General features: G+C 62.9%; 20 protein-coding genes. 13 read left to right on the top strand and 7 right to left on the bottom strand.

The annotated features are described in order from the left end of the window. Window positions 1–115 precede the first annotated feature (115 nt). The 5 genes from BLR35_RS12655 (at window position 116) to BLR35_RS12635 (ending at window position 6,794) form a co-directional block, all read left to right on the top strand. A complete protein-coding gene (locus tag BLR35_RS12655; protein WP_090382411.1) occupies window positions 116–1,183 on the top strand; it encodes a phosphotransferase family protein in 1,068 nt (355 codons plus the stop codon). A gap of 85 nt (window positions 1,184–1,268) precedes the next feature. Then, entirely contained in the window at window positions 1,269–1,706 is a 438-nt protein-coding gene (locus BLR35_RS12650; protein ID WP_090382409.1) for a MaoC/PaaZ C-terminal domain-containing protein, read from the top strand. 77 nt (window positions 1,707–1,783) lie between these two features. Next, on the top strand, window positions 1,784–2,518 hold the full coding sequence (locus BLR35_RS12645; protein ID WP_090382408.1) for an MBL fold metallo-hydrolase: 735 nt from the start codon (window positions 1,784–1,786) through the stop codon (window positions 2,516–2,518). Window positions 2,519–2,751: 233 nt separating this feature from the next. Beyond that, window positions 2,752–6,042: an MMPL family transporter gene (locus BLR35_RS12640; protein WP_090382405.1), complete on the top strand. Its 3,291-nt coding sequence runs from the start codon at window positions 2,752–2,754 to the stop codon at window positions 6,040–6,042. Continuing rightward, window positions 6,039–6,794: a TrmB family transcriptional regulator gene (locus BLR35_RS12635; RefSeq protein WP_090382402.1), complete on the top strand. Its 756-nt coding sequence runs from the start codon at window positions 6,039–6,041 to the stop codon at window positions 6,792–6,794. Before BLR35_RS12640 ends, BLR35_RS12635 begins: the two co-directional genes overlap by 4 nt. 14 nt (window positions 6,795–6,808) lie before the next feature. On the opposite strand, the gene BLR35_RS12630 is transcribed toward BLR35_RS12635, so the two are convergent. Next, window positions 6,809–7,123: a DUF7344 domain-containing protein gene (locus tag BLR35_RS12630; protein ID WP_090382401.1), complete on the bottom strand. Its 315-nt coding sequence runs from the start codon at window positions 7,121–7,123 to the stop codon at window positions 6,809–6,811. Window positions 7,124–7,338: 215 nt separating this feature from the next. Between BLR35_RS12630 and BLR35_RS12625 the strand changes: the two genes are divergently transcribed. Both BLR35_RS12625 and BLR35_RS12620 read left to right on the top strand, forming a co-directional pair. Then, the gene (locus BLR35_RS12625) at window positions 7,339–7,818 is read left to right on the top strand and encodes an Lrp/AsnC family transcriptional regulator (RefSeq protein WP_090382398.1); all 480 of its coding nucleotides are present in this window, start codon (window positions 7,339–7,341) and stop codon (window positions 7,816–7,818) included. Then, complete coding sequence (locus BLR35_RS12620) at window positions 7,805–8,152, top strand: HalOD1 output domain-containing protein (RefSeq protein WP_090382396.1); 348 nt, start codon at window positions 7,805–7,807, stop codon at window positions 8,150–8,152. The genes BLR35_RS12625 and BLR35_RS12620 overlap by 14 nt, the downstream gene beginning before the upstream one ends. Before the next feature lie 10 nt (window positions 8,153–8,162). On the opposite strand, the gene BLR35_RS12615 is transcribed toward BLR35_RS12620, so the two are convergent. Together BLR35_RS12615 and BLR35_RS12610 are read right to left on the bottom strand one after the other, a co-directional pair. Further along, complete coding sequence (locus BLR35_RS12615; RefSeq protein ID WP_170831024.1) at window positions 8,163–8,486, bottom strand: DUF5658 family protein; 324 nt, start codon at window positions 8,484–8,486, stop codon at window positions 8,163–8,165. Window positions 8,487–8,490: 4 nt separating this feature from the next. After that, entirely contained in the window at window positions 8,491–9,558 is a 1,068-nt protein-coding gene (locus tag BLR35_RS12610) for an mRNA surveillance protein pelota (RefSeq protein WP_090382390.1), read from the bottom strand. Between the two features lie 395 nt (window positions 9,559–9,953). Between BLR35_RS12610 and BLR35_RS12605 the strand changes: the two genes are divergently transcribed. Continuing rightward, a complete protein-coding gene (locus BLR35_RS12605; protein ID WP_139169288.1) occupies window positions 9,954–10,871 on the top strand; it encodes a hypothetical protein in 918 nt (305 codons plus the stop codon). A gap of 239 nt (window positions 10,872–11,110) precedes the next feature. Here BLR35_RS12605 and BLR35_RS12600 read toward each other — a convergent pair whose 3' ends face one another. Further along, on the bottom strand, window positions 11,111–12,073 hold the full coding sequence (locus BLR35_RS12600) for an N-acetylmuramoyl-L-alanine amidase (protein ID WP_090382385.1): 963 nt from the start codon (window positions 12,071–12,073) through the stop codon (window positions 11,111–11,113). A 153-nt stretch (window positions 12,074–12,226) separates the two neighbouring features. Next, window positions 12,227–12,679 carry an SHOCT domain-containing protein gene (locus BLR35_RS12595; RefSeq protein ID WP_090382383.1) on the bottom strand — a complete coding sequence of 151 codons (453 nt, stop codon included), beginning with the start codon at window positions 12,677–12,679 and terminating at the stop codon, window positions 12,227–12,229. Window positions 12,680–12,832: 153 nt separating this feature from the next. Between BLR35_RS12595 and BLR35_RS12590 the strand changes: the two genes are divergently transcribed. Next, window positions 12,833–13,453, top strand: a complete 621-nt coding sequence (locus BLR35_RS12590; RefSeq protein ID WP_090382380.1) for a hypothetical protein — start codon at window positions 12,833–12,835, stop codon at window positions 13,451–13,453. Here BLR35_RS12590 and BLR35_RS12585 read toward each other — a convergent pair. Next, complete coding sequence (locus tag BLR35_RS12585; RefSeq protein ID WP_090382378.1) at window positions 13,450–13,731, bottom strand: hypothetical protein; 282 nt, start codon at window positions 13,729–13,731, stop codon at window positions 13,450–13,452. The two genes, BLR35_RS12590 and BLR35_RS12585, sit on opposite strands and share 4 nt — an antisense overlap. Window positions 13,732–13,833: 102 nt before the next feature. Here BLR35_RS12585 and BLR35_RS12580 point away from each other — a divergent pair, with 102 nt between their 5' ends. Both BLR35_RS12580 and BLR35_RS12575 read left to right on the top strand, forming a co-directional pair. Continuing rightward, a complete protein-coding gene (locus BLR35_RS12580; RefSeq protein ID WP_090382374.1) occupies window positions 13,834–15,612 on the top strand; it encodes an asparagine synthase-related protein in 1,779 nt (592 codons plus the stop codon). Between the two features lie 51 nt (window positions 15,613–15,663). Continuing rightward, window positions 15,664–16,770 (top strand): thiamine ABC transporter substrate-binding protein, encoded by a 1,107-nt coding sequence (locus tag BLR35_RS12575; RefSeq protein ID WP_090382372.1) that lies wholly within the window; start codon window positions 15,664–15,666, stop codon window positions 16,768–16,770. Window positions 16,771–16,932: 162 nt separating this feature from the next. On the opposite strand, the gene BLR35_RS12570 is transcribed toward BLR35_RS12575, so the two are convergent. Beyond that, window positions 16,933–17,247 carry a thiamine-binding protein gene (locus BLR35_RS12570; protein WP_090382982.1) on the bottom strand — a complete coding sequence of 105 codons (315 nt, stop codon included), beginning with the start codon at window positions 17,245–17,247 and terminating at the stop codon, window positions 16,933–16,935. Between the two features lie 114 nt (window positions 17,248–17,361). Here BLR35_RS12570 and BLR35_RS12565 point away from each other — a divergent pair, with 114 nt between their 5' ends. Together BLR35_RS12565 and BLR35_RS12560 are read left to right on the top strand one after the other, a co-directional pair. Beyond that, window positions 17,362–19,266, top strand: coding sequence for an ABC transporter permease (locus BLR35_RS12565; RefSeq protein ID WP_090382368.1), 1,905 nt, complete (start codon window positions 17,362–17,364; stop codon window positions 19,264–19,266). Beyond that, window positions 19,256–20,353, top strand: a complete 1,098-nt coding sequence (locus tag BLR35_RS12560) for an ABC transporter ATP-binding protein (protein ID WP_090382365.1) — start codon at window positions 19,256–19,258, stop codon at window positions 20,351–20,353. Before BLR35_RS12565 ends, BLR35_RS12560 begins: the two co-directional genes overlap by 11 nt. Window positions 20,354–20,994 lie beyond the last annotated feature (641 nt).

Below are 20,994 nucleotides of genomic sequence, written 5' to 3'. Positions count from 1 at the left end.
GGGCGAGTCAGTGTGTCGTATCGAGTATGCCGACCGCTAGCTACGCGCCCTCGAGTTCGATGGTATCGTCCGCCCGCGTTCGGGCCGAAACTGCCCAGCACGACGAGCGAGAACGATGAGCGAGGACTACTACGAGCGACTCGTCGACGAGGAGGCGCTGGCCGACTATCTGCGCGAGCACCTCGGCGACGTCGACAACTACGCCGTCGACCGTCATCAGGAGGGCCACTCCAACGAGACGCTGTTCGTCACGTGGGGCGACCGCGAACTCGTCGTTCGCCGCCCACCGCCGGGCGAGACGGCCGACACCGCTCACGACGTCCTCCGGGAGTACCGGGTGACGAACGCCTTGGCCGAGACGGCGGTGCCCGTCCCCGAACCGATCCTCGCCTGTGACGACCACGACGTCATCGGCAGCGACTTCTACGTGATGGACCGACTCGAGGGAGCGGTCTTGCGCGAGTCCGAACCCGACGAGTTTGGCGACCCGGACTCGCGCCAGCGGATCGGCGAGGAACTCGTCGACACCCTGGCCGCGATTCACGACGTCGACTACGAGGCGGTCGGGCTAGAGGACTTCGGCCACCCGCCCGGCTACACCGAGCGACAGGTCGAACGCTGGGGCCAGCAGCTCATGTGGGCGTTCGACGTCACGACCGAGGAACGCGAAGTGTCGGACCTCTACGACGTCGGCGCGTGGCTCCAGGAGAACGTCCCGGAGGACCACCCCCACACCCTCGTCCACGGGGACTACAAGCTCGACAACGTCATGTACGCCGCCGACGCGGACGGCCTCCCCGAACTCGTCGGCGTCTTCGACTGGGAGATGGCGACGCTTGGCGACCCGCGGGCCGACCTGGGCTGGATGCTCTCGTACTGGCGCGATTCGAAGGATCCCGAGCCCGTCATTCCCGAACTGACCACCACGTTCATGGAAGGAGACGGCTATCCGGCCCGTCGCGAACTGGTCGACCGCTGGGAGTCCCAGACCGGCTTCACGTTCGAACACGACCGGTTCTACCGCGCGCTCGCCGTCTACAAACTTGCCGCACTCGGCGAGATGTTCTTCCGGCGCTACCTCGAGGGTAACAGCGACGATCCGATGTATCCGCTGATGGAAGACCGCGTGCCGGCGCTGGCTGCGCGAGCGAAACGGATCATCGACGGCGACGAACCGCTGTAGCTGACGCTGTCTTAACAGTGGTAAACGCTTAACTCGCTCCCGCGAGAGTGTGCGACTATGTCACAGCTACCAGGGGTGAACTGAGATGGCACCGACGTTCGACGAACTCGAGGTCGGCCACGAGGTCGTCACCCACTCGCGGACGATCACGGAGGCCGACGTCCGCAACTTCGCGGGCGTTAGCGGCGACTTCAACCCACTACATCTGAGCGAGGAGTACACGGCGGACACCCAGTTCGGCGAACCGATCGCTCACGGCGCGCTCCTGTTCGCGGTCACGTCCGGCTTGCTCTGGCAGTATCGCCACGAACGTCCCGATGTGGTCGCGTTCTACGGGGTCGACTCGCTCCGGTTCACCGAACCCGTGACGATGGGGACGACCGTCCACGCGGAGTCGGAACTGCTCGAGAAAGAGCCTCGTGACCATCCCGTCGCAGGCGGCGTCGTTCGGTACGATACGCGACTGATCACCGACGACGGCGATGACGCACTCTCGTGTGAGATGTTGACGCTCGTTCGCTGATCGGGGCCACTCGAGTGCGAATTGAGTCGCTACCGCCCAGCACAATCCTTTTGCCCGGTCCGGGCACACGCTCTCGCATGCGCGTCACCTTTCTCGGCACCGGGAGTGCGATGCCGACCGGCGAGCGGTTCCAGACCGGTATCCTCGTCCAGGAGGAGGGCCGGAACCTGCTGATCGACTGCGGTTCGGGTGTGTTGCACCGACTTCAGCAGTCCGGCGTCGGCTACGAGAACGTCTCGACGGTCCTGCTGACTCACCACCACCTCGACCACGTGGCGGACCTGCTGCCGCTGATGAAGGCTCGATGGCTCGCCGGCGAGGAACACCTCGAGATCGTCGGCCCGCAGGGAACCAAGGGGCTGGTCGACGACCTGCTCTCTGTCCACGACTACATGCAGGGTCGGATCGACCTGCAGATTCGGGAGATAGTCGCCGGCGAGTTCGCCGTCGCCGGATTCGACGTCTCGGCCTACGAGACGCGTCACTCGCTGCCGTGTCTGGCCTACCGATTCGACGACCGCTTTACCTTCAGCGGCGACAGCGAGGCCTTCGACGGCCTGGCGAACTTCGCCGACGAGTCGGCGATCCTCGCTCACGACTGTTCGTTCCCTGACGACGTCGACGTCTCGAACCACCCGACGCCCGAGACGCTCGGAAAGGCTCTTTCGGGCCGCGACATCGGCCGCGTCTACCTCACGCACCTCTATCCACACACGGACGATCGCCACGAGGAGATGCTCGAGTCGATCGGCACCCACTACGACGGCGACGTCCGGTTCGCGGAGGACCTGAAGACGATCAGTATCGAATGACGACCGTACGCTTTCTTGACGTGTTTCCGATCGCGTAGTGCCTCGAGAAACCATCCTCGATTCCTTCTCTTGCTTTCGGTTTTGGTCGGTTCGTTGGCGATCTAACTGGTTACGACCGACGACGTTCACAAAAGTATAAACCTCCTAACACGTATAAGCGCGGGGATTTTGTAGGATCATAACAACAGCATGGTCCCCACGACAGCAGACGGACAGCCGGTGGTGACGGTCGAATGAGCGTTCCGGAACGGATCGCCGACGTCGTCACGGGTCGGTCACGGATCGTGCTCGTCGTCCTCCTGCTTGCGACCGCGCTGGTCGGTGCCGGCGCGCCGATGGTCGACGACGACTCCTCGCTCGAGCAGTTCGAGACCGACTCGCCCGAAGCCGAGGCGCTCGAGGACATCGAGGATCGGTTCGGCACCGACGACGACGAGAACACGACGAGCGTTCAACTGATAACCAGAGGCGAGAACGTCCTCACCCAGGAGTCGCTGATCGAGTCACTCGAGTTCCAGCAGGAGATCAGGGACAACGAGTCGATAAACGAGACGTTAGTCGACGAGGAGGCGATTACCGGCGTCGAGAACCTCGTCGCGATGACGGCGGAGACGAACGAGGAAATAGAGGCACTCGAGGAACGCGGCGACGACCTCGAGGAGCGTGGTGAGGAACTCGAGGAACGCGCTGACGAACTCGAAGAGCGTGGCGAGGAACTCGGGGAGCGCGAGGCCGAACTGAACGCGACCAGCGCGCAACTCGAGACCGGAATCGACGAAGCGCGCGACCTCCAGCGCGAATACGAGGAGTTGAGCGCGGAGTACGACGAGGACGACCCCGAGTACCAGGAAGGAACCGCCGAACTCGAGGCCGAGTACGACGCGCTCCTCGAGGAGGTCACTGCCGGTCTCGACGACGAACAGGCCGCCGAGTACGAGGAGCTTGCGGGCCAGGCCCAGGAGATCGAGTCTCAGCTATTCGAGATAGAGCAGACGACCGATGACCCCGAGGACGTTCCCGAGTATCAGGAACTGAACGAACAACTCGAGGGTATCTACACCGGCGCGACGATGGGCGTCCTCGAGGACGAATACGAACAACTCGAGGACGACTCCGCGGAGTTAGCGGACGACCAGGAGCAACTCGAAGACGAGTTCGACGAACTCGAGGCCGATCAGGAGCGACTCGAGGACGACTGGACGGAACTCGAGGAGGACGACGAGCGACCATCGGTCGACGAACAGATCGAGATCCTCGAGGGGCTGGACGATGACGAGTTCGAGGACGCCCTCGAGGACACCCTGTCGGACGACGACGGTGGGGCCGGACTCGCGTTCATGCCGTCGGAGTACGATCCGGGCTCGACCGAAGCCGACGCTCGAATGACCGCGGTCAGCCAGGATGCGGGTGAAGAGGGTCTCGAGATGGGGGCGGGCGACGACGCGGTGATCGAGGCACAGCTGGATCTGCGCGATCTCGCGTCCGCACACGACCACGATCAGATCGTCTTCGGGGCCGGGATTATCACCGACGAGATCGACCGGTCGATGGGTGACAGTCTGGCGATCGTCGGACCGCTGGCGCTTGCGTTCGTCGTCGCGGCGTTGCTGATCGCCTACCGCGATCCGCTGGACATCGTTCTCGGGGTCACCGGTATCGTCGCGGTGTTGATCTGGACGTTCGGCTTCATGGGCTGGGCGGATATCGCGTTCAACCAGATGTTCGTCGCGGTTCCCGTCTTACTGATCGGGCTCTCGATCGACTACGCGATACACGTGTTCATGCGCCACCGGGAACAGAGGCAGGACCGATCAGATGCGGACGGGGATTCGGCAGGACTCGCGACGAGAAACGGCGTCAGAGGTTCGATGGCCATCGCACTCGCCGGCGTCGGCGTCGCCCTGGTCTGGGTGACGGCGACGACGGCGATCGGCTTCCTCGCGAATCTCGTCAGTCCGATCGGTCCGATCCAGGAGTTCGGCGTCGTCAGCGCCGTCGGTATCCTCTCGGCACTGATCGTCTTCGGCGGACTGATTCCCGCGGCCAAAGTCGAGATCGACGCGTTCCTCGAGTCCCGTGGGTTCGACCGTCACAGGCGGGCGTTCGGGACTGGCGGTGGTCGCCTCGCCAGCGTCCTCACAATCGGCTCCGGTGCCGCGCGACGAATCCCGATCGTCCTCCTCGTGGCCGTCCTGTTGTTGACCGCCGGCGGCGTCTACGGCGCGAGCCAGATCGACACCAGCTTCGAGGAAGAGGACTTCCTCGCGGAGAGTCCACCCGACTGGACGAACTCCCTGCCCGGACCGATGGCTCCCGGCGAGTACCAGGCAGCCGACAACCTGGACTACGTCAACGAGAACTTCCAGCGTGACGACCTCCAGGTACAGCTACTCGTCGAGGGGCCGGTCGCCGAAAACGGGACGTTAGAGCGCCTCGAGGCCGCACAGGACGAAGCCGCAGAGAGCGACGTCGTCTACACGCTCCCCGACGGCGAGGCCGACGTCGAGGGACCGATTTCGGTGATGGAAGAGACGGCGGCCCAGAACGAGTCGTTCAACGAATCGTTCACTGACGCGGATACGACGGGTAACGACGTCCCGGACCAGAACGTCGAGGAGTTATACGACGAACTGTTCGACGTCAACGAAGACGCTGCACGCGACGTCATCCACCGTACCGACGATGGCGAGTACGACTCCGTTCGACTGCTCGTCGCTACCCAGGGCGACGCGGATTTCGACGAGACGACCACCGAGATGAGAGACATTGCAGCGACGATCGACGACGGCGACGTGGGCGACGACCGCGAGCACGAGGACGACGGACTCGTCGCGATCGCGACCGGCGATCCGATCGTCAACTACATCGTCGAACAGGATCTGTTCGACACCGTCCTCCAGAGCCTCATGGTCACGCTCGTGGCCGTCTTCACGTTCCTGACGGGAGCCTACTGGCTGACGGGCAACAGCGCCACGCTCGGAGCCGTCACCCTGCTGCCCGTCGCGTTCGCGACCAGCTGGATCCTCGGGACGATGTACCTCATCGGCATGCCGTTCAACGTGTTGACCGGGATGATCACCAGCCTCACGATCGGCCTCGGCGTCGCCTACAGCATCCATATCAGCGCCCGCTACACGCTCGAACTCGAGCGTCAGGGCAACGTCTGGTCGGCGCTGCATACGACGGTCACCGGTACCGGCGGTGCACTCCTGGGAAGTGCCGCGACGACCATCGGCGGATTCGGCACCCTCGCGTTCGCGATCTTGCCCGTTCTCCGACAGTTCGGGATCATCACCGGGCTAACGATCGCGTACGCGTTCCTGGCGAGCGTCGTCGTACTCCCGACGCTTCTGGTGCTGTGGACGCGCTACTTCGGGCCGGACGTTTCCTTCGCTCGCCAGCGAACGAGACCGCCGGCGACGACCGCGAGCGACGGTGGAACGCCCGAGGTCACCGGCGAGCCCGGCGACACTCCCGAGACCGACGACACGGACCGCATCGACAACGAGGGTGATCGACGATGACCGTCGACGAAAACGAGGCCGTCGAAGCCTTCGAACGCCTCGGACTCACCAGTTACGAGGCCAAGGTGTTCATCGCGCTTCACCGGCTGGGAACCGGGACTGCACGCGACGTCGCTCGCATCGCCGACGTACCCCGTTCCCAGGTATATAGCGTCGCCGAGAGCCTGGAAGACCGGGGCTTGCTCGAACTCCAGCAGTCGAGTCCGATCCGGTATCGGCCGGTGAGTCTCGAGGAGGCCCAGAAAACGCTGCAGGAGCGGTTCGAGTGCGAACGCGACCGTGCCTTCGAGTACGTCGACGACGTCCGGCAGGAATCGACCGTCGAGGAAACTCAGGAAGATATCTGGACGGTTCGCGGTCGTGATCGCGTCGACGACCGCGTCGTCGACCTGCTCTCGGGAGCCGAGGACCGGATCGTCTTCGGGACGCGACTCCCCCAACTCGTCACGGAACGAATCGAACGGACGCTCGAGGAGCGTGCGACCGACGACGTCACGGTGACCGCGGTTAGTCGCGCTGCTCGGGTCCGAAATCGGCTCGGCGCGCTCGAGGGAGTGACGATCGATTCACCGCCTGTCTACCGGGAGAGCGACCAGCGTTCGGGTCGGATCGTGATCGCGGACGACGACAGCATTTTGTTGAGCGTGGTCGGTGACGACGGGACGGAGACGGCAATCTGGAGTTCGGGGTCGCTGTTCGCGTCGGTGCTGGTTCAGTTGATCGAAGCAGGAGAGGAAGTGACCGACGAGTAGCGGGGGACCGACAGTCAGCTATCGTCGTCGATACTGGCCAACACTTTCTCGACGAGGGGGTCGCGATGATACTCAACCGCTCCACTGTGGGGATCGAACGTGACGAGAGACGCGTTCTCCAGCGCCGGCAACGTGGCGTGATGCAGGCGTATCGTCGCTCGTTCTGGGGTTCGGTGTTTCGAACTCTCGGCAGCAACGTACTCCGCGATTTCCTCGATCGACGCGACTCCGTCCGTTGCCCCTTCCAGGTATCGGAGCGTCAGTCGTCGGTGCTGTTCGGCTACCGCCTCGAGAACGGAATCGACTGAATCGGCGTCAGATTCGGGCATACTTTTTCGGGAGGTGTCCGATAGTCGTCCTGGCCATACCCCTGTGATAATACTTCACACAGTGATTTATTAGTTTCGCAACTATCGGTTAGAAACTTTCTCTTTATCCAGCTGGATTTGCTAATTTAGTATATTTTCATTCGCGTATGCTGTTTTAGCTTCTGATGGTCGTATCATTGCGAAAAAGATAACAGAACGCCGTTCAATTTCGGATTATGGAATTGGACGGCACGGACAAAGGAATCCTCTATTTACTCCAGCGCGATGCCCGCGGTCTCACTACCCAGGAGATGGCGGAGCAGGTGGGCGTCTCGGCGAGCACCGTCCGCAACCGTATCAATCGAATGGAAAAGAAAGGGATCATCCGTGGCTACTATCCCGACGTCGATTACGACAAGGCGGGGCTCCAACTGTACGTCGAAATAATCTGTAGTGCTCCCAACCCCGAACGAGAACGGCTCGTCAAGGAGGGGCGGAACGTAAACGGCGTCATCGCTCTACGAGAAGTACTCAACGGACAGGAGAACGTACAGATCGACGCGGTCGGGACGGAATCCGACGACGTCGCCCGTATCACCGACGAACTCAGCGACATCGGGTTAGAAGTCATCAATACGAAAATCATCAAGGAGACCTATACACAGCCGTTCAGCCACTTCGGACAGCATCTCGTAGAGAGGGATGATCTTGACTAGAGACGGCAGCACGACGGTTTCGGTCGAGTACGATCGGGAGACGAACACGTACAAAGCGACGTTCGACAGCACGGAACTCGCTCCCAGCGTCGCGGTCGTCGAAGCGGTAGCCGCAATACGCGGCGTCGAGCCACTGGACGTCGAGCCATCGCTCTACGAGGCCATCGATCCGGGGGCACTCGATGCTCTAGTACGAACCCAGATCACCAGCCACAGAACAGGTGACTGCGTCGTCGCATTCCAGTATCTCGAGTACGAGATCACCGTCAAGAGCTACGGGATCATCGAGATCGATCCGCTCGAGACCGACGAAGAACGAGCAGCGGGAAGATAGACGATCTCGGCTACCGATTCACTACTCCGAGAATCGCGCGACCGTTGCGATACACGACGTACAGTCCGATCACGGCGATGCCAGCCGGAACCACGACTCGGTATCGGACACCCTCGAGCGCGACGTATCCGAGATAGAACCCGCCCAGTAGCCCGGCTTTGAACGCTCCGAAGAGAGCGAACCGCCAGAGTGTGGGCGACTCACCGAGTATTCGCTGGACGAACGGCTGTCCCTCCGCCAGTCCCAGCCGAATCCCGACGGCCGTCGTCACGAGGTCGCCGACGCCGTAGAACCCGATTGCGAGCAGCCACAGGAGCGTCGCCTCGGGGGTCACACTATCACTCGAGTCGGTACCGCAACAGCGCCGCGATGCCGCCGAGATTGGAGAGTTGCTGGCCCGGCGGGAACTCGCTCGAGAAGACGGTTACCTCGCCGCCTTTCTGCTCGGTTGTGCGAACGATTTCGTCGACGTTGATAGCCCACTCGCCGTCGGGACCGCGTTCCTTGCGGAGTCGGTCGTCGAGGATCAGCAACTGGTCGATCGCACCGTATTCGGCGGCTTTCTGGACCTCGTCGGGACCGTAAGCTGCCTTCGCACCCTGGGCGATGCGTTCGGTGAGTTCGTCGATGTACTCGGCCTCGCTCTCGATGCGTGTCTCCTGCTGGACGTCCGCGACGGCGCCGCGTTTGAGCACCTCGTGGACGCCGCGGTCGCCGACGCTTGCCGTATCGACCATCGTGATCTTCTCGGCGACCTCTGGGTACTCGTCCTCGACGTACTTGTGGGCGTCCTGTTTGGTGAATCCGGGGCCGGCGAGGATGATCGCGTCCGCGTCCTGGCGTTTCAACACGTCGGCCAGTTCCGCGAACAGCTCCGAACGCTCGCGGGCGTACTCGCCCTTTCCGGTCGGGCCCGTGATCGACGCTCGCTCCTCGGCGCCGTACTGGGCGACCGTGTGGACGTGAGCCTTCCCCTCCTCGACGGTCGCGATGACGACGTCGGGGTTTTCGGTGGCTTCTTCGGCCTCCTCGAGGCGAGCCTCCTGGTCGGGCTTGAACCACTTCTCGATGGAAATCTCGTCGCGTTCCTCGACGTTGAGCGTGTGATGGAAGCCGAGTTGATCCTCGCGCGAGCAGGCGACGATCTCGCCGCCGACCCGCAGCCGGTTGGCGAACCGGTGGAACTCGATGTCCTCGGCGGCGATGGCGACCCACATGTGTTCGCGCTCGCCGCCCGTATCCCGCATCTGGTCGTCGTTGCGCTGGATCCGTCGGGTCGTATCGCCCGCGACGCGGTCACCGGGCTCGAGGACGTACTGGAGGTGCCAGAGGTCGTCGACGCTCTCGGGGACGACGGTGACCCGTTCGCGCCCGCCCTCGAGCTGCTCCCGGTCTTTGATCTGCATGAGAACGGGTTCGAACGGTGTCGGTAAGTGGGCTGCGATCCTCCAGCAGCTACTGACTCGCCTCGGACGACTTATCGGATACCGGATCGTTCTGTCCGTGTCGTATCCAGTAGACTACCGCTCCGCCCGGTCCGAACGCACCGAAGAGGATCGCCCGCAGGAACGGCCGTGCGATTCCACGCCGGCGCGCATGGGCGTAAATACCGACGATAAATGGTCCCCAGAACAGGGCTATATACAGTGCATTGACCCCGAGGTTTGCTATTTCCATTTACATTCAGAATGAAATATGGTTACGAAAGAGTTTTCCGGTATATTCGACCAGAATATATGATGCAATTTAACTGGCGGTCGCCCAAGATATTTATTCTAAATTGATATTGAGCACAAATGGAATGTCGAACGAAACGGACAATGAGGTTGATCGACGAACAGTACTGAAAGCGGCGAGTGCAGGTGTCCCAGCGGCTTCAGTCGGCGGGTTTGCCAGCGGTGTGGGTGCTGCAGCGGAGGGAGACGTTCGGATTCGTGCGAACGACGCTTCCGGCCGTTTAATCAGCCGAGCGTTGCGTTCAGAACCAGTCAAGGCGATTAAACGCGAACTGAAGCGGCCACAGCTTGGAAACGGTGGCAACAGTGAAGCCGGAGTGAAATTCAATCCGAGTCCCCAAGATGCGACGCAGACGACTGTACGGAATGCAAATGGCGAACTACTCATAGAGTATGTTAGCTTCTCGGCGTCGGAAGGAACGGTTCACTACGAACGGGAACACGACGAAGCGTACCTCCTCTTCGACGACGACTCGGCGTATCCGGAACTGATCCACGACATCTCTCCGGAGCTCGATCCGGTGCTGATCGCGGCTGATGGGGAGACGGTGTTCTCCCACAGCGTCACCGCCGACGAGCGTAGAGAAATTGCAGCCGTCATTGATGTGCGTCCGGATGCCGTTATAGCGACGTCCGATACTCGCACCGAGGGCTACAGGGTAGTGCACAGAGAGGACGACGAGGCCGACGATGGAAGTCGTACCCACGCCGAAGCAGAAGGTGAGGCAAATCCGACCACCCGTTATCAGGTTGACTCCGACATCACTGAGGCGAGGGAAGTCGTCGAAACGCAAATCGCCGGACCCTGCCCGACGCTCTGTTTGAACTGTGTCTCGACAGCGACGATCTGCGGGGCCTGCGCTGGAATGTGCGTTGGCGTCATCGGGACGGGTATCGGTGTCACAGGCTGTGTACTTTGTTTAGTTCACACTTGCGGGACGCCGTCTGTCATCTGTGGCACGTGCGTTAGCGAGTGTACCTGAGTCGGGCCGTTCCACAACTGCTGGGCGACAACCTTCGTGAACTCACTGTTGTCGGCCCAATCACCGGACTCGGTGGTGTATCGATACTGCAGGATCGTCGACGCTCTCGGGGACGGCGGTGATCCGTTCGCGCCCACCCTCGAGCTGTTCCCGGTCTTTGATCTGCATACCCCACCCAGACCGGGCGGCCCGCTAAAAGGTGCTGTTATTCGCGGACTACACCGCGGGGACTACCCGTTTCAGGCGTGGGTCAGGTACTGCTCGACACACCAGACCCACTCGTTGTAACTCGGGAAGTGAATTCCCCACCAGGTGTAGCCGTCGCTGGTTTCCGGCCCGTTCATGATCTCTCCGGTCGTCCCGGTCGGATAGGTCCGAACGACGTCGTAGTGCAGTCCCGGCCCCTCGCGGCCGTTGAGATCGACCGTCGTCTCGACGGTATCCCCGTCCTCGAACCCGTTGCCACCGCCGCCGCCGTCGCCGTCGCGAACCAGATCCGCGAAGTGGTCCATGTCCCAATCGGGGTATGGACAGGTCCGCCCGCCGTGGTGGAAACTGCTACAGTCGCCGTCCGGAACGTGCGTGTGCCCGATAATCCCGCCGGGTTCGTTCTGGATGCAGGTGTTGCTCGTGTAGAACTCGAGCGGGATGTCGTGCATGTCGGCGATACAGCGGACGAGTTCCGCCGAGGCCTCGTAACAGGCGTCGGTGATGCCGTTGTCGTCGAACCACTCGTGTTCGATCCCGATCGACCGATGGTTCGCGATGTATCGTGCGTGCCAGGCCGCCCGGTCGTGGTGGACGAGCTGGTCGACGTGGCCCGGTTCTGGTCCGTCCGTCCAGCTGTAGTTTTTCACGAGGTAGTGGGAGCTAACGCCCGAGTCCGAACTCGTCAGCGTGTTCAACGCGCCCTGGTACGCACCCGCAGTGACGTGAATGACGATCCAGTCGATGCCGTGGTCTCGAGCGCTGTGGTTCGCCGCCTCTACCCAGCGATCCGCGGAATCACACTCCGTGTGTGACGCCGAGACGCGATCGGACTGGCTACCGAGAAGTACGCCAGTCCCGGCAGCTACGCCCGTCGCCTGCAGGAGCGACCGGCGTTTCCAGTTCGTCCCGTCGCTCTCTGCGGTCGATCTGGAGTCACCGTTTCGTTCGGAGTGCCGTTCGCCAGTTCCATGCCCATTGCAATCAAGGCACATGAATATCTCGAAATTATTTCCATATATAATAGCTAGTGATTGTTTGGGGTGGGGATCTATCAATATCTCATTTATTATTGTGCTAGTCACATTTTCTCCGGTCGCGACGAACCAGCCACGTTCGGGTACCGAACCGTTCCTGAAAATCCGGTGTTAGCCGTTGCGTTCGTCCAGTAACGACCGTTCTGAGGAAGTGCTGGTCTCCGAGTTGGAGTCTCGGTGGTCGGTACCGGCGTCGCCGAGTAGGTCGTCGAGTCGCCGTTCGAACGTCTCCTCGTCGAGTTCGCCCGACAGGTACCGTTCGCGCAGCGTCTCGACTCGAGGATCGGTGCTCTCACGTTCGCCGTCGAACTGTTCGCTCTCGCCAGCATCGTCACTCGAGAGTGCGAGTACGGCCGCCACGACTGGAGCGAGTACGATGGTCAGGCCGAGGAGTGCGGCGACGACGCCGACCGCGAGACTCCCGATTTCGATGCCGACGGCGATGCCGGCGAAGACGACCCCGAGAACCATCGATAGTCCCGTCATCAGGACGAGCACGCCGAGCAGTCCACTCAGGACGGCTGCCCACGTCGGAAGGTCTCGGAACCAGGCGGGGAGCGCCATGGTCACGTGTTCGGTATCCAACACCAAGGTGCTTGGTATTGGCTCTCGTTACTGTCCCCGCACCGGAGAGGTCGGTACCGACGACCGTTCCGACCTGCGAACTGTTGCACTGGTAGGCGTCTGGACTATACTCTTCGGGAACCTAAGTGTAGTATGAATTCCGGATACGCTCACAGCCTCGAAGACTTCGGTACCCGATCGCTCTTGACCCACGGTATCATGGCGCTCTCACTCGCAGGTGCGATCGCAGCGGGACTGTTCGTCGACGGCCAGCTCGGAGTCGTCTCGTTCGTCGCGTTGCTGAACTTCACTGCCGGCGTGTGGATCGCCCAGTCGATCCACTCGCTCGGGAACGCACGGGCCGGTGGCAGCTACGATGGGATCCTGTCGGTGCTGCGCGACACAACCGGCGAGAAGCAGTTTCACGGCCTCGATACGGGACGGCTCGCCCGCCTCCTGACCCTGATCGCGGCTGTGACGGCGGTGTCGCTCCTGACGGCCGGACAGGTGCTCTCGGGCGCGCTGGTATCGATCGCCATCGTCGCCATCGGAAGCGTCGCCCTCGTAACCGCGATGACCGGCTTCCTGATCGCGCTCGGTTCGTCCTACGACGCGGCCGAACGGCGCCGGGTCGAACCCGACGACGGAATCGGACACGCCACCGAAGAGCCGACGACTCCCTCGACGATCGGCCTCGAGGCCGACTTCGACGAAACGTCGACGGTGGACATTCCAATTCGAGACACGTCCGTCGAAGACCGGTCCCGTCGTTAGTCCCCGCCGGCCGAGTCGCCGCGCTCGTTTACCGGCTCTGTCTCCGTCTCGGCGTCCGCGACGTCTTCGGGAGAGTCGCTCGAGTCCTCGTCGACCGACGCCCCGCTGCGGTCAGTCGGACTCTCGAGCGAGCGTGCGTGTGACCCGAACGCGAGATACAGCAGGAACACGCTGAAGGCGGCCATTGCGACGGTCACGATCGCGGCGACTGCGATCGTGGCGTCGATCTGAAGCAGTACCGGTACGACTGCGGGATCGATCGAACCAGACATCCCCATATTTGGGCGTTCCATTGTCCGACTCTTGAAATTTACTCCGGGAGTGACAGGCTGCGGTCTCCCCACCGCCGACTCTATATACGCCTCGCCGGAAGCACGGGTATGGAAACGGCCCTGCGAGCGACTGACTGGACAGACGTCGACGGAGTCGCAGTCCGTGGCCGGGCGTTCGACGGTGACGAGGTCCTCGCCGGTTCCGACCTCGCGAGGCGGTTTCGCGACGCGCTGGCGGACGACGGTCAAAGAGCGGCCGAACACGCGTCCTCTCTCGAGGCCGTCGCGACCGTCGCCGCCGCTCTCGAGGGGTTCTACGCTGTCGCCGCCGTTCACGGCGGGAAGACGTTTCTGGTCGCCGACGGTGCACGCTCGATACCGCTGTACTACAGCGTCGATGGGACGTTCGTCTCCGATCGGGGGCGACTCGTCCGCGAGCGCCTCGAGACAGCAACGCATCCCGTCACGGAAAGCGAGTTTCTGCTGACGCGGTACGTGACCGGTCCCGAGACGATCTGGCGTGGCGTCTACAGCACGCAGGCGGGCGAAGTCGTCCGGATCGACGACGACGAAATCTCGAGGCGGACGTATCGCGAGTACTGGCCGGCCGGACCCGAGGATCGAAATTCTTCGGAGTCCCGAGCCAGCCGTACCAATCACCTGCAGCGACTCGAGGACGCCCTCGAGACCGCGCTCGATCGTCTCGAGCGCGTCGCCGGCGCGCGTCCGATCGTCGTGCCGCTGTCGGGTGGGTACGACTCGCGGCTACTCGCTTCGGCGTTGGCCGAACGCGGTCGCGAGGTGGTCGGCTACACCTTCGGTCGATCCGGCCACCCCGACGTGGAGGTGAGCCGCGAGGTCGCGTCCCGACTCGGTATCGACTGGGAGTTCGTCCCCTACGACGAGTCTGCCTGGTGGGAGTGGTACCACGGTGACGACTGCAGACGCTACCGCGAGCGGGCGTTCGGCGGCGACGCGCTCCCGTTTCTCGCGGAGTGGCCCGCGCTGCGAACGCTCGTCGACGCTGGCCGACTTCCGGCGGACGCGCTCTACTGTCCCGGCCACACGGTTGCGACGCCGAGCGAGCGGTTGCCGCCGTTCGTCGGCGACGAGAAGAGAACGGCTGCGGTTTCGGTCGGCTGTGGGTCCACAGGTTCGGACGTCGACGAGGCCGCGACCGAACCGACGGTCGACGAACTGGTCGAGTACGTCCTCGAGACCCACTACTCGCTCTGGGAGTGGGACGACGACCGGTTTCGCGACGCCGCTCGAGAGCGGATCCGACGGGGACTGCTGGGGACTCGAGCGCCCGAATCGGTCGCCGATCCAGCGACGGCGGCTGCGGCGTACGAACGCTGGGAGTGGCGCGGACGCATGTCGACGTTCACCAACGGCGACCTCCGAGCCTACGAGGACGCCGGCGTCGACTGGTGGCTCCCGCTGTGGGATCCCGCGTACGTCCGAGCCTGGGAACGCGTTCCGCTCTCCCTGCGACGGGAGAAGGGACTCCACGCCGAACTCGCGCGTCGGTACTACGCCCGGGCAGCCGACGGTTCGCGAGAGCGTGCCGACGTCACCGACCGGACGCTGTCGCCGCTCGAGCGTCACCTGAGTCTGGTCAGGCACACGCCCGAACGACAGTTCACGGAACGCGACGGCGACTGGAGCCCACCGTTTCTCGCCCCGCGGTCGGCGTGGGGTGAGCCGGGTAGCCACCCGCTCGCGTGGTACGGCACTCTCTCGGAGGACCTCCTCGAGGCCGTTCCACCGTCGCGGAACTTCTACGCGCTCCGGACGCTCGCGGCGACCGATCGACTCGAGTTTTCTGATTCGGAGGCTTCGACGCCTACAGCCCCCCATATCGGGCTTCCAACCGAACTCGAATAGCGACGATCGAAAACGATCCCCTTACGTATCACCGGGCGAGACCACCCGGTAATGAGACGACGAACGTTTCTGACGACGAGTGGGGCACTCGCCACGGCTGGACTGGCGGGCTGTTCCGCAATCGACGTCGAGAACGGCAACGGGAGCAACGAAACCGGCAGTACCGAGGGGTCGGTCGACGAGGACCCAGTCCTCACGGTCGGTACCTACTCCTCGTTCGTCGACGCACCGAGTGACAGTCCCGGCGAGTGGATCAAAGACGAGTTCGAGGACCGCTACGACGTCGAACTCGAGTGGGAGTTCCCCGAGCAGGAACTGAACTACTACGCCGAGCGCCACAACGAAGGGGTAGACATCGAGGCCGAACTCTACGTCGGTGTCAGGCCACAGAACCTCGTCCGGGTCGAGGAACGCGTCGACGGCGACCTGTTCACCACGACCGACGAGAGCGCGCTCTCGAACGCCGAAGACATCGGCGACGAGTACTACTTCGACCCACACGACCGCGCAGTTCCGGTCTTCCGCAGTCACTGTGGCATCGTCTACGACGGCCGGAACGTCGAGGAGCCCGAGACGTTCGACGACCTGCTCGGCGACCAGTACGAAGGACAGATCGCGCTCTCGAACCCGCACGACTCGACGACGGGACTGCTGTTCTTCCTCTGGACGATCGACATGTTCGGCGAGGACGACTACCTCGACTACTGGTCGGACCTGATGGACAACGACGTCCGAGTCCTCAACTCGTGGGACGACGTCTACACGCAGTTCGAATCGGAAGACGTCCCAGTCGTCGTCTCCTACACGAACGACCGCGTCTACGCGAGTCGGTTCGGCAACGACCTCGACAAACACCAGGTCTCGACCCTCCACAATCAGGGATACGCCAACATGGCAGGCATGGCCCGGTTCGCCGACGGCACCGACGACGAACTGGCCCACCAGTTCATGGACTTCATCCTCGAACCCGAGGTCCAGGCCGTGATCGCCGAGCGCAACGTCACCGGTCCCGTCAACGAGACGACCGAACTCCCCGAAGCGTACGCCGAGTACGCCATCCAGCCCGACGAGACTGTCTTCTTCGGCTACGACGAACTCCAGGACAACCTCACCGGGTGGCTCGACGAGTGGGAACGCGAAGTCTGGGGAGGGAACTGACGACGGCTCCGTTCGGGCTGTTACAACTACTTCCGTGTCTCGTATAGCTACACACCCAGCCGTAACCCGGTCGACGAGCAGGCGCTACCGGCATCGCTCACGTCCCGGTTACGCACTCGAGAAAGAGAACCGCGGTCGCTCGAACGCGACCAGGACTCGTGTTCACTCCCGTTCGCTTCGAGCCTCGCGGCCGAGTTCCGACTCGACGGCGTCGATTTTGTCCTCGGCGGCCATCTCGACCTCGCGTTTCTCCTCGACCTGCACCAGCGTCTGGATCTCGCCGGTCCCGACGGCTTCGTGGGCCGATGCACACGCCGCGAACAGTTCGTGGACGTCTTCGGCCTCGAGAATCGTCGCCATGGGCGTCGTCTCGTACTCGACGTCGTGTTCTTCGAGGGCGTCGATGGCGGCGGCGACGTCCTCGGTGATGTCGTCGTCGGTCACTGGCGTCACGCGAAGCAGTGCAAACACGGTCATACCACCGAGTTGTCTCGAGCGGTTCATAGACGTTGGGATCGTCGACACGCCCTCACAGTGTCGGCTTCTCGAGGCCGAACCGAACCGGCGGACTGAATCGACGACCCGAAATCCATGACGAACGAAACGGACGACTCCAGACACGAACGCTCACCCGCCAACCCGACCGAACCGTTGACTGGCGTCGACGGAAGAGACGACTCGAGACGCCCGAACGCCGATCCGGAGTCCACGACCGATGGCGTTACCCGACGCGTCCAGAACCGGGTCGAACGCCGTGCGATCGCCGGCCTCGCCGTCGTAACGGCGTTCGTATTGCTCGCCCTGTTCTACTACCCCGTCGCGACGGTCTTCCTCGAGTCGATCTACGTCCAGGGTGCCGTCACGCTCTCGGTCTTTCTCGAGATACTGCGTGATCCGTTCTACTTCGGCGGTCTCGCCCGAATCCTGAGCGGGGAGTCGCCGCTCACCGTCGCCGGCGACTACCTCTCGGGTGATCACCCGTCCAGCGTCTTCGGTTTCACGGCCTATCAGGCCGCGCTGTCGACGCTGATGAGCGTCGTGCTCGGTCTGCCCGCGGCTTACCTGCTCGCTCGCTACGAGTTCCGCGGCCGGCGGACGCTGCGCGCGCTGACGATCCTCCCGTTCGTCCTGCCGTCGATCATGGTTGCGATCGGCTTCGTCGCGACGTTCGGCCAGAACGGGACGTTCAACGCGGTTCTTGGAGCGCTGGGGCTCGGTCCCGTCTCGCTGGTTCCCTCGCTCGAGGTGATCCTGCTGGCCCACGCCTTCTACAACGCGCCACTCGTCGCGCGCGTGACGACCGCGGCCTGGGAGTCGGTCGACGCGAGCGCGATCGAGACCGCCCGCAGTCTCGGCGCGAGTCCGTTCCGGGCGTTCCGGGACGTGGTCGCTCCGCAACTGTACCCTGCAGTCCTGATGGGCGCTGCGCTCACGTTCGTCTTCACGTTCGGCACCTTCCCAATCGTCCTCGCGCTCGGCGGGTTCCAGCTTGCGACCGTCGAGGTGTTCGTCTACCGCCAGATTCAGGACCTGAATTACGCCGAAGCTGCTGCGCTCGCAATCGTCGAACTGGTCATTTCGCTGACCGTCCTCTACGGCTACCTGCGGTACGAGGCGAACCACGTCGTCCGATCACGGGGTATCCGCCCACTGCCGCGCCGATCGCTGTCCCCACCGTCGCTCTCGGTTCGGGAACTCGCGCCGCGGTTCGGACTGGCCGTCTACGGCGTCGTCGCCGTCTTCGTCTTCGTCTCGCCCGTCCTGAGCATGATCTACGCGAGCCTCACCGGATCGGGCGGGCTCACCCTCGAGCACTACCGGTTCCTGCTCGAGCGCCAGGAGACAGCGGCGGCGTTCCAGATCCGACCCTGGGACGCCGTTCGGAACTCGCTTATCTTCGCCGCCGGCGCGCTCGCGGTCGCCCTGCCGATGGGCGTCGTCGTCTCGGTGCTGACGACCCGCCGGTACCGCGGTCGAAAGATCGTCGACGCCCTCCTGATGGCACCGCTGGCTGTCTCCGGAATCATCGTCGGCATCGGTCTGCTTCGGGGGCCAGTCTTCGGGTTCGAGATCGGCGGCTGGCGGATCTCGGTCGCCGGTGCAATCGCGATCGTCGCCGCTCACGCCGTCTCGTGTTACCCCTTCGTCGTCCGCACCGTCGCGCCCGGCCTCGAATCGATCGACCGGTCGTTGATCGAGTCCGCGCGGGCGCTTGGCGCGTCGCGAGCGCGGGCGCTGGTCGACGTCGAACTGCCGCTGATCTGGCCAGGCGTCGTCGCTGGCGCGGCCTTCGCCTTCGCCATCTCGATGGGCGAGTTCTCCTCGACGGTGATCCTGGCGACCGGCACCGACCAGTTCACGATGCCGGTCGCGATCGAACGGTTCAGGGGCCGTCGGCTCGGACCTGCGACTGCAATGGGCGTCGTCCTGCTGGTCGTCACGAGCGTCAGTTTCGTCGTGATCGACCGACTCGGAGGTGAGAGCTTTGGCATCTGATCGACCTATACTCGAGAACGAGCGAACAGACCGGCCGGGGCCGGACGCACCGGTCGCCGTCTCGCTCGAGCACGTCACGAAACGGTACGCCGAGACGACGGCCGTCGACGACGTCTCGCTGTCGATCCGCGAGGGCGAGTTCTTCACGCTCGTCGGTCCGTCGGGCTGTGGAAAAACGACCACGCTCCGACTGCTCGCCGGCTTCGAACGTCCGACCGAGGGGCAGGTCCGGTTCGGTGGCGAGGACGTCACGTCCGTCCCGCCAGAGGACCGCGACGTCGGCATCGTCTTCCAGAACTACGCGCTGTTCCCCCACATGAGCGTCGGCGAGAACGTCGCCTACGGGCTCGAGTTCGCCGATCCGCCGGGCGACGTCTCCGACGAGCAGCGGGTCGCGGAACTGCTCGAACTCGTCGACCTCGCGGGGATGGAGGACCGCGATCCCGACCAGCTCTCGGGCGGCCAGCAACAGCGGGTTGCCATCGCTCGCGCGCTCGCGCCCGGTCCGGACGTCCTCTTGCTCGACGAACCGATGAGCGCGCTGGACGCGCAACTGCGGGAGCGACTCCGGGTGCAGGTCAAAGCGATCCAGCGCGAACTCGGCATCACGACGATCTACGTCACCCACGACCAGGAGGAGGCACTCGCCATCTCGGATCGCGTCGCCGTGATGTCCGAGGGAACGCCCGAACAGATCGCGCCGCCGCGAGAAATCTACCGCCGGCCCGAAACCCAGTTCGTCGCGGAGTTCATCGGCGACAACAACGTCCTCTCGGGGACCGTGACGGCAGTCGACGAACAGGTCACGCTCGAGGTCGGCCCCGAGACGATGACGGTCACTCCCGAGACCGACGTCGCCGTCGGCGACGAGGTCGCCTTCTGCGTTCGCCCGGAGAACCTGCAGGTCGATACCGACGCAAACGCGACGACCGCAACCGTCGAAAGCGCGGAGTTTCTCGGCCAGACGACTCGAGTGCACCTCGAGTGGCACGGCCGGGAACTGCTCGTGCGGACGCGGGATCCGCTATCGGGCGAGGTGGCCGTGGGGTTCGAGCCCGAAGACGCTCACGTGGTCGACGTTCGATAGCGTCACCAGCAGAAATCGGGCGGTTCGGTAACTATTCGTTCGAATGTGTCATCACTCGACGCCGTATTCGTCGTCGAGGTATGGATCGTATCGTCGGCCACAGTGATCGCATTCGTAGAACTGTATCCGCCAGCCCGGCGTCGTTTACTGGGCGAGTACGCCTCACGCTTTCCACACCGAGGGCAGATGGTAGGCGGGGACGATTCCATCGCTAAGAACGACCGAGTGAATCGTAAATTTGCATTAATCAATGTGGTCGCAAGGAAGCCATCCTAATAACAAGCTTCTAACCAACTTCGATGATGTGGAAATGTTATTAATTGTTTGCTCAAATTGGTTTGATCCATGACTAATACACCTGGAAGTATTACCATATAACCTAACAAGACAGACCAGGTTCTACACCCTCGAATATTAAAACATTGGTCCTTCATAAATATAGAATACCACCAAAAATTACTTATAGATATTCACTGTAGGGCTATTTGCAGTCTGAAAATAAATAAGAAAAATAAAGACAGGCGGAATGAGAAGAAGAATTGGAAACGCCGGGATATACTCGCTGCATCAACAATTGGTAGTCTTTCCGTAGCTGGTGTACCAACAGTTGGTGCAATTGAAGATGAGAAAATATCATCGGT

The organism is Natronobacterium texcoconense, assembly GCF_900104065.1.
GTDB classification, from domain to species: Archaea; Halobacteriota; Halobacteria; order Halobacteriales; family Natrialbaceae; genus Natronobacterium; species Natronobacterium texcoconense.
The sequence above is the reverse complement of the archived record's forward strand: the minus strand, read 5'-3'. Positions and strand labels throughout refer to the sequence as shown.